Source organism: Pseudomonas sp. BJa5 (assembly GCF_030272875.2).
GTDB lineage: Bacteria > Pseudomonadota > Gammaproteobacteria > Pseudomonadales > Pseudomonadaceae > Aquipseudomonas.
In genome coordinates this window covers 1-14,620 of record NZ_JALRNG020000068.1, presented here as the reverse complement: position 1 = coordinate 14,620, position 14,620 = coordinate 1, and the positions used below count along the sequence as shown (strand labels likewise).

The window sequence follows — 14,620 nt, the reverse complement described above, 5'->3', positions numbered from 1 at the left end:
AGGAGCGAGCGGTTTTGGTTCCTTTTGCCAAGACAAAAGGGACCCGCCGTAAGGGCGGAAGGGGCCGGCAGCGTCGCCGCATTGAACGGATAAGCTCACAACCTCACAACCTCACAACCTCACAACCTCACAACCTCACAACCTCACAACCTCACAACCTCACAACCTCAAAACCCAAGCCCAAGCCCAAGCCCAAGCCTTAAATAAGCAGGCCTACTTGCAGGCGCTTGGGCAAACGCCTGACCACCAGCTGGTGGGAGCGCTGCAACAGCTCGCGCAACTCATCGCTGCCCATGGGGTAGGGCGGCGCCATGCTGATCCAGTGCGCCCGCGCCAGGTAAGGCGCCGGGCGCACGCCGGGGCGGTCGACATAGCCGAGGAACAGCTCGTCGGCAACCTTGAACGACAGCCCGGCACCGGCCAGGTCCAGCACCGCGAACATCTTGGTGCCGGCAACCGAGAACACCCGCACGCCGCCCCATTTGTAGTCTTCCCGGGCACCGGGCAGGCCCAGGCAGTAGGCCGCCACCTGCGCTTCGTTCATTTTTCCTTCAGACATAACGCTCCCCGCATTCGGCAAAGGATTCCACCAGGTGGTCGATCCACACCCGGACTGCCGGCAACAGGCCGCGCCGGTGAGGGTAGACCGCCTGCAGGTAGCCCCCGGGTAGCGACCAGTCTGGCAGCAGGCGTACCAGTTCGCCACGGGCCAGTTCCTCCTCGCAGTGCATCACCGGCAAGGCGGTGAAGCCCAGGCCGGCCACCGCGGCGGCCTTGCGCACGAGAAAATCGTCGATGGCCAGGCGCGCTTCCAGGACCAGCTCGTGGGCCCGGCCCTGGGCGTCGAGCAGGCGCAGGTGCACCAGGCGGTCAGCGTCCACCGCGCCCAGCACCGGCAGTTTCAGCAGATCGTCCGGGTGCACGGGGGCATGGGCGGCGGCAAAGGCCGGGGCCGCCACCAGGTGCATCTGTGCCTGGCGCAGGCGACGGGTAACCAGGGCCGGGTCTTCATCGCCCAGGTCGCGCACGCGCAGGGCCACGTCAACACCTTCGGTGATCAGGTCGACCCGGCGGTTGAGCAGGATCATGTCCAGTTGCACCTGGGGATAGCGTTCGAGAAAGCGGCTGATGATCTGCGGCAGCAAGCTATGGGCCAGCCCCACCGGGCACGACACCCGCAGGCGTCCGCGGGGTTCGCTGGTCATGCTGGCCACGGCCTCGTCGGCCATTTCCGCTTCCAGCAGCATGGCCTGGCAATGGCGCAGGTAACGCTCGCCCACGGCGGTCAGCTTCAGTTGCCGGGTGGTGCGTTGCAGCAGGCGCGTGCCCAGGCGCTCTTCCAGCTCGGCGATGCGCCGTGACAGGCGCGACTTGGGAATGCCCAGCACGCGCCCGGCAGCGGCAAAGCCACCGGCTTCCACCACCCGGGCAAAGTAGAAGAGGTCGTTGAGGTCTTGCATGGCTATCACCATTGTCCTACTGATAGGACAAAGTAACGCATTTTTACAGACTTATCAGCTATTCATCAGCCACGTAGGATTGTCTCCATCGTGATCGCCCAGACGCGATCTTCACTACCGGAGATTCCCATGAAACTGTTGCATATCGATTCGAGCATCCTGGGCGACAATTCCGCCTCCCGTCAGCTGAGCCGCAGCGTAGTCGATGCCTGGAAAGCCGCCGACCCGTCCGTTGAGGTGGTTTACCGTGACCTGGCCGCCGACGCCATTAGCCACTTCTCCGCCGCTACCCTGGTGGCTGCCGGCACTCCGGAAGCTATGCGCGATGCCGCCCAGCAGCATGAAGCCCAACTGAGCAGCGAAACCCTGCAGGAGTTCCTGGAAGCCGACGCCGTGGTGATCGCCGCGCCGATGTACAACTTCACCATCCCGACCCAGCTCAAGGCCTGGATCGACCGCGTCGCCGTCGCCGGCAAGACCTTCCGCTACACCGAAGCCGGCCCTGAAGGCCTGTGCAGCGACAAGAAGGTGATCCTGGTGTCCACCGCCGGTGGCCTGCACGCCGGCCAGCCGACCGGTGTCGGTCATGAGGAGTTCCTCAAGGTGTTCCTCGGCTTCATCGGCATCACCGACCTGGAAATCGTTCGTGCCCATGGCCTGGCCTACGGTGACGAACACCGCGCCAACGCCATGAGCGCCGCGCAGCAGCAGATCAGCACCGAGCTGTTTGCCGCCGCCTGATCCGCATCCGGGCTACAACACAACCGACAGTGGGCCTGGCCTGCTGTCGGTTTTTTCATTGAGCTTTCATTTACGCCGCAGCCGCCGGCCCTATGCTGGAGCAAAGCAGAAGGCCCCTGCCCGGGGCGGAGTGAAAGCGAATGCGCATCCTGGCGGCGCTCGGCCTGCTGTGCCTGCTCGGCCTGTCCCTGCCAGGGCAGGCCGAACCTGCGCGGCACTGGAGTGTCGGCCTGCATCGACTGGTGTTCGCCGACCCGCTGGATGCCCGGCCGGTGCAGGCGCTGGCGTTCTATCCGTCCACGGGTCCCGAGCACAGCAGCCGCATCGACGGCTACCGGGTCGATGCCCGCGAAGGTGCGCCCATTGCCATGGGACGCTACCCGTTGCTGATGGTGTCCCATGGCAACAACGGCACGCCCCTGGCGCTGCATGACCTGGCCACCGCCCTGGCCCGGCGCGGCTTTGTGGTGGTGGCCGTGACCCACCCGGGCGACAACGCCCGTGACCACAGTCGCCTGGGCGCCTTGAGCAATCTCTATGGCCGGCCGCTGCAGATCAGCGCGGCGATCACCGCCAGCAGCAAGGATCCGCTGCTGGCGCCGTATGTCAGGGGCGACAAGGTCGGCGTGATCGGCTACTCGGCCGGCGGCGAAACGGCGCTGATCCTGTCCGGTGCCCAACCCGACCTGCAGCGCTTGCAGCGTTATTGCCAGGAGCGGCCGCAAGACGCCGATGCCTGCAAGACCAACGGCGTACTGGTCGCCGACCGTGCCGACCTTGGTGCCCATGCCGACCCACGGGTGCACGCCTTGCTGTTGATGGCGCCGTTGAGCCTGATGTTCGGCCGCCAGGCGCTGTCCCAGGTCAAGGTGCCGGCGCTGATCTACAGCGGCGACAAGGACCAGCTGCTGGCCGTCGACAAGAATGCCGAGGCCCTGGCGCGCAAGTTGCCGGTGACGCCCAACTACCAGCGGCTGGCCGGAGCCGGGCATTTCGTCTTCATGGCGCCTTGCGACGACGAGCAGCGTGAGCGCATGGCGGCGCTGTGCAATGACCCCGACGGTGTCGACCGCGAAGACATCCACCGCTCACTGCAGGCCGAAGCCGCGCACTTTTTCACCCATACCCTGGGCCGCCCCGAGCCCATGGACGTGAGTCGCGCCGATCAGTGAACCTGGGCGCGGCGCGCCAGCAGCAGGGTCAGGCCGACGCCGGCCAAGGCCAGCAGGGCGGCCACGCAGAAGATCCAGGCATAGCCCAGGTGCAGGGCCACCGCACCCATCACCGGGCCGGCGATGGCCAGGGCCAGGTCGAAGAACACCGCATAGGCGCCAAGGCCCGCACCACGGCTGGACACCGGCACCTGCTTGATCGCCTCGACGCCCAGCGCCGGGTACACCAGCGACAGGCCGAAACCGGTCAGCCCCGCGCCAAGCAGGGCCAGTACCGGGCTGGGCGCCAGCCACAGCAGGGCCAGCCCGAGCGCTTCGGTGCTCATGCAGGCGATCGCCACCGGGTAGCCGCCGAAGCGGTTGACCGCATTGACGAACAGCAGCCGGGACAGGATGAAGCACACCCCGAAGGCGCTCAGGCACCAGGCCGCGCCCGTCCAGCCTTGCTCCAGGTAGTACAGGGTGACGAAAGTGGTCAGGGTGCCGTAGCCGATCGACGCCAGGGTCAGGCCGACGCCACAGGGGGCCACGCGGCCGAAGGCCGACCAGAACGGCAAGCGCTCGCCGCGCACCACCGGGATCGAGGGTTTGTTGCGGATCACCAGCAAGGCCAGCAGGGCTAGCACGCTCAGCGCCAGGCCCAGGGTGGCGAACCCCAGCGGGTCCACCAGCATCACCCCCAGTGGCGCACCGATGGCAATGGCACCATAGGAGGCGATGCCGTTCCAGGAAATCACCCGCGCCGTATGCTCGCTGCCTACCGCACCGATGCCCCAGCTCAGGGTGGCGACACCGATCAGGCCCTGGGCGATGCCCAGCAACACACGGCCAGCGAGCAGTGCCAGCAGGCTGAGGAGCGGCACATTAATAGAAAGGGCCGAGGCGTAGGTCAGCACGCCGCTGCCCAGGATGCCGAGCAAACCGTAGATGATGGCCTGCTTGGCGCCCCGGCCATCGGCGACGCGTCCGGCGAAGGGGCGGCTGAGCAGGGTGGACAGGTATTGCAGGCCGATGGTCAGGCCGGCGATGACCGCGCTGAAGCCAAGCTGGTCATGCACCAAGCCTGGCAGCACCGCAATCGGCAGGCCGATGCAGAGGAAGGCAATAAAGGTATAGAAGACGATCGAGAGGATCTGCTGGGTGATCGACCGGGTGTCGTCGGGGGCGGGTTGCAACGCGGACATGAGCTCGTTCGCTGGCGGGCGGTGGGAGAGGGCCCATGATCGCTGGCGGCGAGGCTAAAAGGAAGCAGGCTATCGATTTTTTCGGAAGTATCGCGGGGCAAGTCGAGTCGTCGAACCGCCGCTCCCACAGGGATGTTATGTACCCTGTGGGAGCGGGCTTGCCCCGCGATCGCTTTAAACCACTACACCCTGACTACGCAGGTAGTCATCGTAGGTACCGCTGAAGTCGGTGACGCCGCTCGGGCTCAGCTCGATGATGCGGGTGGCCAGGGACGACACGAACTCACGGTCGTGGCTGACGAAGATCAGCGTGCCCGGGTAGTTCTCAAGCGCCAGGTTCAGCGCCTCGATCGATTCCATGTCCAGGTGGTTGGTGGGTTCGTCCATCACCAGCACGTTGGGTTTTTGCAGGATCAGCTTGCCGAACAGCATGCGGCCTTGCTCACCACCGGAGATCACCTTGACCGACTTGAGGATCTCGTCGTTGGAGAACAGCATGCGCCCCAAGGTGCCACGGATCACTTGCTCGCCCTGGGTCCACTGGCCCATCCAGTCGAACAGGCTCACGTCTTCTTCGAAGTCGTGGGCATGGTCCTGGGCGTAGTAGCCAAGTTCTGCGCTTTCGGTCCACTTCACTTCGCCGGCGTCCGGGGTCAGTTCACCGACCAGGGTGCGCAGCAGGGTGGTCTTGCCGATACCGTTGGGGCCGATGATCGCCACGCGCTCGCCGGCTTCGACGGTGAAGCTGAAGTTCTTGAACAGGGTCTTGTCTTCGAAACCCTTGGACAGCTTCTCGATGGTCACGGCCTGACGGTGCAGCTTCTTGGTCTGGTCGAAACGGATGAACGGGCTGACCCGGCTCGACGGCTTGACCTCGGCCAGCTGGATCTTGTCGATCTGCTTGGCGCGCGAGGTGGCCTGCTTGGCCTTCGAGGCGTTGGCCGAGAAGCGGCTGACGAAGGTCTGCAGCTCGGCGATCTGGGCTTTCTTCTTGGCGTTGTCGGCCAGCAGCTGCTCGCGCGACTGGGTCGCGGCGGTCATGTACTCGTCATAGTTGCCCGGGAACAGGCGCAGCTCGCCGTAGTCCAGGTCGGCCATGTGGGTGCAGACGCTGTTGAGGAAGTGACGGTCGTGGGAAATGATGATCATGGTGCTGTTACGCGCCGTGAGAATGCTTTCCAGCCAGCGGATGGTGTTGATGTCCAGGTGGTTGGTCGGCTCGTCGAGCAGCAGCACTTCAGGGTCGGAGAACAGCGCCTGGGCCAGCAGTACGCGCAGCTTCCAGCCGGGTGCGACTTCGGTCATCGGGCCGAAATGCTGTTCCAGGGGAATGCCCAGGCCCAGCAGCAGCTCGCCGGCGCGGGATTCGGCGGTGTAGCCGTCCATCTCGGCGAACTCGGTTTCCAGCTCGGCGACGGCCATGCCGTCTTCCTCGGTCATTTCCGGCAGCGAGTAGATACGGTCGCGCTCGGCCTTGACCCGCCACAGCTCCTCGTGGCCCATGATCACGGTGTCGATCACGGTGAATTCTTCGTAGGCGAACTGGTCCTGGCGCAGCTTGCCCAGGCGTACGTTCGGCTCGAGCATGACCTGGCCTGCGGACGGCTCGAGGTCGCTGCCGAGGATTTTCATGAAGGTCGACTTGCCGCAGCCGTTGGCGCCGATCAGGCCGTAGCGGTTGCCGTTGTTGAACTTGACCGAGACGTTCTCGAACAACGGCTTGGCGCCGAACTGCATGGTGATGTTAGCGGTGGAGATCAAAGGGCTTACCTATCAATAGCTTACGTCGCTGGTATTGCGGCTGATACCGATTTGATACCAATGTGCAGCGTTTCCAGCTCGCTCCAGTCGGAGCTTGAGTTAATCCAACGCGCATACGTCGACAGCAGCATTTGCACGCTGTGGCCGAGCTGTTGGGAGATAAATGCGGGGGTTGAGGCCAGACATTAAGCATATTGTCGCATAGGTGTGACGGCAGTTGTATGGCGGCCGATAACGAATCCCCAGTTCTTTGAGCATCGGCTTCCACTGATGATGCAGGTCAGAGGTCTGCTGGACGAACTCCGCGTTCTTCGATGACGGGAATACGAATGGTGTTTCGCTGACCCGTCCCTTTCCATTTCTGCGGCGCTCGGCGTAGTCCCCGGCACATTCGAGTGCACGCAAGGCCCTCTCATCGAGCAGCACAAACCGGTGTTTGCCAGTCCTGGTGCGTTCCACCTCCTCGCATGGACGCGAGCCGTTTTGCGATTTCCGTCCGCTTGAGCGCTTGCTGCTGTACAGAAACAAAGTGTCACCCTGGCGCGGGGACTATACTGCCTTGACCCCTGCGGGGGCCGCTGTATACGGATCCCAGCTTGCAGCCTGCATAGGTAGCCGTCGCCTCCGTTGCATCCAGTTCGCTTCCCCGGAGGCAGCAATGGCCGCTATGCAAGGAGGAAAAGACATGATGCCCACCAACCACCAAGGGTTCGCGCATGCGATGGCCGACATGGATGCGGTCGAGATCAAGGTCACGGTCCGTCCCGATCAGGAACTGCTCGCGGAGCGGGCGATGGCACTTAACGAAGACACTGCCGAAGTCCGAGAGATTTACTTTTACGACACCCCCCAGCTCGATCTGTTCGACGCCGGTGTTGCGTTGCGCACCCGCCTCGTCAAGGGGGACGACGATGATTCCACCGTCAAGTTCCGGGAGGTGGAGGCCACGAACATCGCCGAGTACTGGAAGCAACAGCCGGGCTTCAAACTGGAGGCCGATTGTGTCGGTGACCGGGTGGTCTGCTCGGCATCGCTTACGGTTCGGCAGAAGCGCGACGAAATAGATGCTGTCGCAAAGGGCAAGCGGTCGATCGAGAAACTCTTCTCCAAGGAGCAGGAACGGCTCCTCGGCGAACTCTATAAAGGCACAGTTGACTTCGGTGCTCTGCGCGTGCTCGGTCCGATTCGCGTGTTGCGTTGGAAGCTCAAGCAAAAGGGCTTTGCCTACGAATTGACACTCGAGGAGTGGCGGCTCCCGAATGGCGAGGATCTTGTCGAGGTTTCGATCAAGACGCCGCCGGGAGAGGCACTCCAGGCCAGGATGGCCTTCGAGCAGCACTTGCGCGAACTCGGCCTCGATCCGATGGGGGCGCAGGAAACCAAGACGCGCACGGCCCTGAACTACTTTGCCAAGGCGCAGGGCTGAGCGAAAGGGTCGCGCGCACCTCGTGACGAGCCGCGCATCCGCCGCGCCTGTAGCGACAGGGCCAGGACTTGAGAGCAGGACTCTACAATGAGCACAATCATTCCTCGCTGGGAGTGGCGAACTTTCGGTCGCCGGTTCGGCATTGCCCAGACCCGGTTCGCCGGACTGCAACCGACGGCTGTCCAGGACAGCGACGAGCTTTATCTGCTCGCCGGCAGCGCCGACAACGTCAAGATCCGGGACGCCTTGATGGACATCAAGGTGCTGCGCGAGGTCGCCCCGGATGGTCTGGAGCGCTGGGAGCCGGTGATGAAGCAGGGCTTCCCGCTGGCGGCGGCCGACGTGCAAAACGTGATCGCTGCACTCAATCTGCCAGCGCCCCCGCTCGAGCGGGATGCCTATACGCTCGACCAGTTTCTCGCCGAGCTGGTCGTGCCAAGCGGCGCGCTGCGCCCGCTGACCGTCCACAAGCACCGGGTGCGCTATACGGTCGGCGGCTGTACTGCGGAAGTCACCGAGATCACGGCGCAGGGCAGGACCACGCAGTCGATTGCAATCGAGTCGGAGGATGCCGCCGCGGTCATAGCGGCGGTCGCATCGGTCGGTCTGGCCGATTACTGCAACATCAGCTATCCCCGTGGCTTGCGGGCCTTGCTGGATGGGGCGCCAGAGCGCTATGCGGTAATCGACGCAGGCACCAACTCGATCAAGTTCCACATCGCCGAGCGTGCTGCCGACGGCAGCCTGTGCACGCTGGTCGATCGGGCCGAAATGACGCGCCTCGGTGAGGGGCTCGAGGAACGTGGCGAGATCGGGCACGACGCCATCGAGCGAACCGTGGGAGCGATTGCGAAGATGGTGGAGGAGGCGAAGCACAACGGCGTCCTGGCAATCGCGGCAGTGGGCACGGCCGGTTTGCGCATGGCGCGCAACGGGGCCGCGGTGATCGCGACAATCCGCGCGCGCACCGGGGTAGCGATCGAAGTCATCTCCGGTGAGGAGGAAGGTCGCCTGGCCTATCTCGCCGTGCAGGCTGGGCTGGGGCTCCCCGAGGGCTCGCTGGTCGTGTTCGACACCGGCGGTGGCAGTTCGCAGTTCACTTTCGGTCGTGGGGCGCGCGTCGACGAGCGCTTCAGCGTCGACGTGGGAGCGGTTCGTTACACCGAGCGCTTCGGGCTCGATAACGTCGTCTCCCCCGAGGTGCTCGGTGACGCACTTGCCGCCATCGCCGCGGATCTGGCGCGAATCGATGGGCGGCCGGCGCCCGACCTACTCGTGGCGATGGGGGGCGCGATAACCAACCTCGCCGCAGTCAAGCACGCTCTGAAGACCTACGATCCTGATATCGTGCAGGGCACTGTCCTCGATCGCGCCGAGATCGACCGCCAGATCGAACTGTACCGCTCCCGCAGTGCGGCGCAGCGTCGTACGATCGTCGGCCTTCAGCCGAAACGCGCGGATGTCATCCTGGCGGGTGCCTGCATCGTCAGGACCGTGATGGACAAGCTCGGCCAGAACGCACTGCGGGTCAGCGACCGCGGCTTGCGACATGGCCTGCTCGTCGAGCGTTTCGGCAATTGACCTGTCCCGACTCCAACTTACGCTTTCACCTGGTGTGTAGAGCTGTGATAGGCATGCAACGCCCTCCCTGACCGGATGCCGTGTGGTTGGAATGGGAGTTGCTTTGCTCCTGAAACACTGATCATGCGGGGTATGCAGACATGTTCCAGGATGACTTCTATTTCTTTAGCTTCGTCGTGACTGCTGTGCTGGCAGTGGATGCGGTGGCCGTATTTGTGTTCCTGCAGGCCAGCATCTGACCCCCGTCCTGGGTGCAGTCGCCCCCGGAATTGGGGGGCGGCATGGTGGCAATTTGGTTTTGCAAGGGTTGTTACGGGTGGCCAGGCAGGAGTGCGCGACTGGGATTGTGCATTGCTGCCTTGAATGCATTCCTCTTTGCACGCTGTGGCCGCGCTGTCGGGAGATAATTGCCGGTACGGTCCGGGCGGGATCGAGTGGCGCAAGTCGAAACCCGCGCCAGCTGGCCGAAATGCGCGATGACGAGGCGGGTCAACAGGTGCGCATCGGCAAAAACACCTCGTCAGGGTTGCGGCACTCGGCGTTCATCCGTGCGCAGGCTGCATCTGCCTGCACCTTGGTTGAATAGCTTGGCTTCAAGCGCATTTTTTCCTGGTTGTCGTAGATATCGTATCCACCCGATACGGTCGAGGCATAGAAACGTGAGCCGGTTCGGAATGCTTCCTTCTCGATCGGTACAGCGGGAACGATAACGAATCTTGGTTGCATTTTTCGTGCCTCCCCAGGCAGAACTAAGACTTTAGTATTGGTTGAGCCCTCGACTACCGGCAAGGCAGCTCGTCGTGAGGTGAAGGTGGAATCGATTCAGTTGCCAAGCCGTCGTCGGTTATGGCTGAAACACCGTATCGATGTATGCTTGCACAGGGCGAGGACATACGCCTCTTGCTGTCGCCTCAAGGCAATGACAGCGAGCACGAGAATCCGGACTCTCCATCAGGTACTGACGTGAAGCGTGACTTCCACCTCGTTGTTCTTCTACTAGTGATTTTTGGCTGTTCCCTCGCATCGCTGACCCTGTGGAAGGTGGTTACCTCTCGAGATCGAGCGCTGGAGGAGGTGAACATCCACGGGTTGAACCTGACCCAGGCGCTTTCCACCTATAGCGAAGGCATCGTCCGACAGAGTTCGCTGCTCTTGCTCGGACTCGTCGAGCGTCTGGAAACCGAGGGCAGCGCACCTGCACAGATCGAGCGCCTGGGCATGCTGGTCAGGCGCCAGCAGCCGCTGATGCCACAGTTGAGCGGCGTCAGCATTTTCGACAAGCAGGGCCGCTGGCTGATGTCCTCCAATCGACCGATGCCAGCCGGTGCCAACAGCAGCGACCGCGCCTATTTCATCCATCACCGTGACGACCCTTCCCGCGAGCCCTTCATCGGCCCGCCGATCCGTAGCCGTTCCAACCAGGAATGGGTGATCACCATAAGCCGCCGCTTCAATGATGCTCGCGGTGAGTTTGCCGGGGTGGTGGCCGTGACCTTGGGGGTGGAAAACTTCCTGCGCTTGTTCGGGCAGATAGAGGTAGGGCAGGAAGGTGCCATCGGCTTGTCCTACACCGATGGTTCGCTGCTGGTTCGCTATCCGTTTCGCGAGCAGGACATGGGGCGCAACTTTTCGCAGTCGCCGATCTATGCCAAGTACCTGGTCGACAAGTCGGTCGGCACCGCTTCGTTCACCTCCAGCCTGGACGGGGTCGAGCGGCTCTATGCCTTTCGCAAGAGTGACAGGTTGCCGCTGGTGACCACTGTCGCCCTGGGCAAGCGCGAAGCGCTGTCGGCCTGGCAGCTCGAAGCGATTTCGTCGATCGTGGTGCTGCTCGGCCTGCTGGGGCTGACCGGTATCATCGGCTGGATGTTGATCCGTGACATCCGCCGTCGGATCGAAGTGGAAGGCGACTTGCGGGTCGCCCAGCAGCAATTGCTCAGCTCCAACCAGCAGCTCGAACGGCTGGCAATGAAGGATGCATTGACTGGCCTGGCGAATCGCCGTTGCTTCGACGAGACCCTTGCCCTGGAAGCGCGGCAAGCCCAGCGGGATGGAACGCCACTGGCATTGATGATGATCGATATCGACCATTTCAAGCTGTTCAACGACACCTACGGGCACCTTGCCGGTGACGCTTGCCTGCGGGACGTCAGCCAGTTGCTCGAGGGCTGCGTGCGGCGGCCATCGGACCTGGTGGCGCGCTATGGTGGTGAAGAAATGGGCGTTGTCCTGCCCGATACCGACAGCGAGGGCGCCGTGGTGATTGCGCAACGGATGCTCGAGCTTCTAGCGCAGCGAAATAGCGTTCATCGATCCAGCCCCTTCGGGCGTATTACGGTGAGCGTGGGCATCGCCTGCGCGACCGGGCCTGAGCTCGAGCAATGGCAGTCATTGATCGAGACGGCGGACCAGGCGCTCTACAACGCCAAGGCGGCCGGACGTAACCGACTGGCGGTGGCCTGATGGCAACCGTCCCAATGCGTTTCATGCAACCTGCGCTTGGCCGACTGGCAAGTGTGTGCCTACTCACCCAGCCTGTACTTGAGTTCGGCTTCGCTCAACACTCCACTGAGCGGGCCGCCCGGTAAGCCTTCGTCGGCCCGTACCAGCGGCAGGAGCACCGGTATGAATCCGGCATCGCGCACCAGGCGCGCGCCCAGCTCCCGGGCCTGGTCGTCGTCGGCGAAGGTGGGAATTGCCTTGCCGCTACCCGACTGCTCTTTCATGGCGGCATAGCCGATGGCGTTGAACGCCCGCACCAGGTGAGCCTCGGGCAGGTACTGTTGGTCTGCCAGGGCTACGCCCAGCTCCAGGGCCTTGCGTCCGACTTCTCCGTCACGGCTGCTGAACGGGTTGCTGGTGCTGAACACGACCTTGCCGTCCAGCTTGCCCTTGAGCTGTTCGGACAGCACCGGCATGGCGCCGTAGGGGACACTCAGGACGATGACCTCGCCCCATTGCGCGGCGTCGCTGACCGAGCCTGCCCGGGCGGTGGGGCCGGCGGCCTTGACCAGTTCCGTCAGCGTCTCGGGGTGACGCGAGGAAAACATCACCTCGTGGCCTGCCTTTGCCCAGAGCGTGCCAAGCGTGCCGCCCACCTTGCCGGCACCGATCACGCTGATCTTGAGGCTGTCTGCCATTGCCTGGCCGAGGCACAGGGTCAGGACGGTGAATATCAGAAGCAGGCGTCTGAACATGGTCGGCGCTCCAGTACACTGGCCAGTAAGGATAGTCAGTCAGTCAGGAGGTCGCCTTGCAGCCAGTGAAAACGATTCGACCGGCCCGCCTTGAGGAGGCGGCGTGCATCACGGCACTCGTCAACCAGGCCTACAGCCACTACGTGGCCAGGATCGGCCAGAAGCCGGCGCCCATGCTCGATGACTATCGGCAGGTGCTGGCCGAATCACAGGTCTATGTACTCACCTGCGATGCAGAAATCGCCGGGGTGTTGGTGATGAGGCCGATAGACGGAGAGCTGTTGCTTGAAAACGTCGCGGTGCTGCCTCGTTACAAGGGCCAGGGCATCGGCAAGAGGCTGATGCTGTTTTGCGAGGAGCACGCTCGTCACTGCCGCTGCCGGGCGATTTGTCTCTACACCCATGAGCGGATGACCGAGAACATTGCCCTCTACACCCGGCTCGGCTACCTGGAAACGCACCGGGCGACGCAGAACGGTTTCGCTCGCGTATTCATGCGCAAGACGCTCGAAACCCGACTGTGAAGGCAGGTCTACACTGTGCAAGGTGTTTGATGCACGTGGGAGACCCGCCATGGCAACCACTCCCGTCCTCTCCTGCATTGATGTGACAGCTTTGCACCGCCCGATCGGTCGTCGCTGGATGGGCGCCGCATTGGCCACCCTGGTGTTCATGAGCAACGCCAGCGCCGGCGTCATGGGCGATTCCCGATGCCGAAACCTCCAGGCAATCCTCACCCATGGTCCGGACTACCATCAGCTCAAGGGTGAGGCCAAGTCACTGGGCGACGGTATGTACAAGTATGCCTTGCAGACCAGTCCGGCACCGTTCGAGCAATGCGAGCTCCTCACTTATCCGTTCGTTGATCCGACCCTGCTGGAGTGCCGTATCAGCATCCCGCTGGAGGTCAAGGGCGTGATGACGCGCGACAACCACAACCAGTTGAAGGAAGTGCTCTCCGGTGTGGCAAAGGAGATTGGCACGTGCATCGGCGCGACTTTGCCACCGGTCAAGGCGTCCAAGCCTCATTACGGTCAGCCCGCCGGGATCGAGCGCTTCGAGTGGGCCTTTACCACGGCCTATCACGGGCCTTCGTCAGACCGCGCCGTGGGCGTCTGGCTGTGGATGCTGTTGCCCAGGGAAGGCACGGATCTGAACACCGCAAGCAAGATCGAACTCGAGGCGCAGTTCCAGATCATCCCCAAGAATGAGGTGGGCACCTGGGGGAGAAAGTCCGGCTAGGCGTTACCCGGGGTTCAACCCTGCGTCTGTAGTGCCCTGATCAGCGGCTCAAGCTCTGCAAGGGTCTCGGGTTGGGTGTCCTTGACGGTAACCCGGTACTTGCCATTGACGATGAAGCTGGGCACCTGTTCGACCTGGAAGACCCTGGCGGTGTGGTCCACGCCCTGGACAAACTCGCGGGCCTCCTGGGAGTCGATGCTCTGCTTCAAGCCTTGGGCCAGAGCAGGGGAGGTGCTGGCGGCCCAGGCGACGACATCATCCGGGCCCTTGTAGCGCTTGGCCTGCACGGCCTCGAACAGGGGCTGGCTCATGCTGCGCGACAGTTTGTGCTGTTGCAGGGCGAAGTCGACCCGTCCTAGTTCGTCATCGCGCCACCCCACATGCCAGCGGATCACGGCAATGCCGTTCACCTGCTTGTCCCACTCGCGGGTGACCTGGTAGAGCGGACCGCACTTGGGGCAGATGTACATGAAGAACAGCACCACGCTTTTGCGACCGTCTGCGAGGAAGGAGGGCGGGGCTTTTTCGAACATGTAACAGTCGATGCCCTGGCTTTTGACCGGAGGACAGGCGGCTTGCGCAGACGACATGCCGAGCAGGGCGGCGATCAGTACGCAGGAGATGATCAAGGGCAAGCGCAAAGGCATGGGAGGCCTCACTGTGCGTCAGCGCATGGCGATGTGTGCATGCGACCTTGATCAGTCTAGTCATGATTTACAGTGGGTTCTGATCCCTGATGTTAGGTGTTGAGGTTGTGAGGTTGTGAGCTTATCCATTTCATGTGGCGATGCTGCCGGCCCCTTCCGCCTTTACGGCGGCCTACTTTTCTCTTGGGAAAAGTAGGCAAAACCGCTTG

General features: G+C 63.1%; 14 protein-coding genes and 1 pseudogene. 7 read left to right on the top strand and 8 right to left on the bottom strand.

The window, feature by feature from the left end; all coding sequences use genetic code 11:
- Positions 1-199 precede the first annotated feature (199 nt).
- A complete protein-coding gene (locus M2D63_RS25065) occupies positions 200-559 on the bottom strand; it encodes an MmcQ/YjbR family DNA-binding protein (protein WP_285865787.1) in 360 nt (119 codons plus the stop codon).
- Positions 552-1,460 (bottom strand): LysR substrate-binding domain-containing protein, encoded by a 909-nt coding sequence (locus M2D63_RS25060; protein ID WP_285865786.1) that lies wholly within the window; start codon positions 1,458-1,460, stop codon positions 552-554. The genes M2D63_RS25065 and M2D63_RS25060 overlap by 8 nt, the downstream gene beginning before the upstream one ends.
- A 129-nt stretch (positions 1,461-1,589) precedes the next feature.
- Between M2D63_RS25060 and M2D63_RS25055 the strand changes: the two genes are divergently transcribed.
- The gene (locus tag M2D63_RS25055; RefSeq protein WP_285865785.1) at positions 1,590-2,201 is read left to right on the top strand and encodes an FMN-dependent NADH-azoreductase; all 612 of its coding nucleotides are present in this window, start codon (positions 1,590-1,592) and stop codon (positions 2,199-2,201) included.
- Between the two features lie 140 nt (positions 2,202-2,341).
- Positions 2,342-3,373, top strand: a complete 1,032-nt coding sequence (locus M2D63_RS25050; RefSeq protein ID WP_285865784.1) for a dienelactone hydrolase — start codon at positions 2,342-2,344, stop codon at positions 3,371-3,373.
- Here M2D63_RS25050 and M2D63_RS25045 read toward each other — a convergent pair.
- The 3 genes and pseudogenes from M2D63_RS25045 to M2D63_RS25035 form a co-directional block, all read right to left on the bottom strand.
- A complete protein-coding gene (locus M2D63_RS25045; RefSeq protein ID WP_285865783.1) occupies positions 3,367-4,557 on the bottom strand; it encodes an MFS transporter in 1,191 nt (396 codons plus the stop codon). The two genes, M2D63_RS25050 and M2D63_RS25045, sit on opposite strands and share 7 nt — an antisense overlap.
- A gap of 174 nt (positions 4,558-4,731) precedes the next feature.
- A complete protein-coding gene (locus tag M2D63_RS25040; RefSeq protein WP_285865782.1) occupies positions 4,732-6,318 on the bottom strand; it encodes an ABC-F family ATPase in 1,587 nt (528 codons plus the stop codon).
- Positions 6,319-6,338: 20 nt separating this feature from the next.
- Positions 6,339-6,783: pseudogene (locus M2D63_RS25035) on the bottom strand (tyrosine-type recombinase/integrase); the annotation flags it as partial.
- A 220-nt stretch (positions 6,784-7,003) separates the two neighbouring features.
- On the opposite strand from M2D63_RS25035, the gene M2D63_RS25030 reads away from it, so the two are divergent.
- Together M2D63_RS25030 and M2D63_RS25025 are read left to right on the top strand one after the other, a co-directional pair.
- A complete protein-coding gene (locus tag M2D63_RS25030; protein ID WP_285865781.1) occupies positions 7,004-7,744 on the top strand; it encodes a CYTH domain-containing protein in 741 nt (246 codons plus the stop codon).
- Between the two features lie 87 nt (positions 7,745-7,831).
- On the top strand, positions 7,832-9,325 hold the full coding sequence (locus tag M2D63_RS25025) for a Ppx/GppA family phosphatase (RefSeq protein WP_285865780.1): 1,494 nt from the start codon (positions 7,832-7,834) through the stop codon (positions 9,323-9,325).
- A gap of 489 nt (positions 9,326-9,814) precedes the next feature.
- On the opposite strand, the gene M2D63_RS25020 is transcribed toward M2D63_RS25025, so the two are convergent.
- Entirely contained in the window at positions 9,815-10,051 is a 237-nt protein-coding gene (locus M2D63_RS25020; protein WP_285865779.1) for a hypothetical protein, read from the bottom strand.
- 237 nt (positions 10,052-10,288) lie between these two features.
- Here M2D63_RS25020 and M2D63_RS25015 point away from each other — a divergent pair, with 237 nt between their 5' ends.
- Positions 10,289-11,788: a sensor domain-containing diguanylate cyclase gene (locus M2D63_RS25015; RefSeq protein WP_285865778.1), complete on the top strand. Its 1,500-nt coding sequence runs from the start codon at positions 10,289-10,291 to the stop codon at positions 11,786-11,788.
- 59 nt (positions 11,789-11,847) lie between these two features.
- On the opposite strand, the gene M2D63_RS25010 is transcribed toward M2D63_RS25015, so the two are convergent.
- Positions 11,848-12,522: an NADPH-dependent F420 reductase gene (locus M2D63_RS25010; protein WP_285865777.1), complete on the bottom strand. Its 675-nt coding sequence runs from the start codon at positions 12,520-12,522 to the stop codon at positions 11,848-11,850.
- A gap of 56 nt (positions 12,523-12,578) precedes the next feature.
- On the opposite strand from M2D63_RS25010, the gene M2D63_RS25005 reads away from it, so the two are divergent.
- Together M2D63_RS25005 and M2D63_RS25000 are read left to right on the top strand one after the other, a co-directional pair.
- A complete protein-coding gene (locus M2D63_RS25005) occupies positions 12,579-13,046 on the top strand; it encodes a GNAT family N-acetyltransferase (RefSeq protein WP_285865776.1) in 468 nt (155 codons plus the stop codon).
- A gap of 49 nt (positions 13,047-13,095) precedes the next feature.
- Complete coding sequence (locus tag M2D63_RS25000; protein WP_285865775.1) at positions 13,096-13,764, top strand: hypothetical protein; 669 nt, start codon at positions 13,096-13,098, stop codon at positions 13,762-13,764.
- A gap of 14 nt (positions 13,765-13,778) precedes the next feature.
- On the opposite strand, the gene M2D63_RS24995 is transcribed toward M2D63_RS25000, so the two are convergent.
- Positions 13,779-14,411, bottom strand: coding sequence for a hypothetical protein (locus tag M2D63_RS24995; protein ID WP_285865774.1), 633 nt, complete (start codon positions 14,409-14,411; stop codon positions 13,779-13,781).
- Between the last annotated feature and the right edge of the window lie 209 nt (positions 14,412-14,620).

Coding starts and splice junctions, on each gene's coding strand:
- M2D63_RS25055 (WP_285865785.1), top strand. CDS start 1,590: ATGAAACTGTTGCATATCGATTCGAGCATCCTGGGCGACAATTCCGCC.
- M2D63_RS25010 (WP_285865777.1), bottom strand. CDS start 12,522: ATGTTCAGACGCCTGCTTCTGATATTCACCGTCCTGACCCTGTGCCTC.
- M2D63_RS25025 (WP_285865780.1), top strand. CDS start 7,832: ATGAGCACAATCATTCCTCGCTGGGAGTGGCGAACTTTCGGTCGCCGG.
- M2D63_RS25020 (WP_285865779.1), bottom strand. CDS start 10,051: ATGCAACCAAGATTCGTTATCGTTCCCGCTGTACCGATCGAGAAGGAA.
- M2D63_RS25000 (WP_285865775.1), top strand. CDS start 13,096: ATGGCAACCACTCCCGTCCTCTCCTGCATTGATGTGACAGCTTTGCAC.
- M2D63_RS25060 (WP_285865786.1), bottom strand. CDS start 1,460: ATGCAAGACCTCAACGACCTCTTCTACTTTGCCCGGGTGGTGGAAGCC.
- M2D63_RS24995 (WP_285865774.1), bottom strand. CDS start 14,411: ATGCCTTTGCGCTTGCCCTTGATCATCTCCTGCGTACTGATCGCCGCC.
- M2D63_RS25045 (WP_285865783.1), bottom strand. CDS start 4,557: ATGTCCGCGTTGCAACCCGCCCCCGACGACACCCGGTCGATCACCCAG.
- M2D63_RS25050 (WP_285865784.1), top strand. CDS start 2,342: ATGCGCATCCTGGCGGCGCTCGGCCTGCTGTGCCTGCTCGGCCTGTCC.
- M2D63_RS25030 (WP_285865781.1), top strand. CDS start 7,004: ATGATGCCCACCAACCACCAAGGGTTCGCGCATGCGATGGCCGACATG.
- M2D63_RS25065 (WP_285865787.1), bottom strand. CDS start 559: ATGTCTGAAGGAAAAATGAACGAAGCGCAGGTGGCGGCCTACTGCCTG.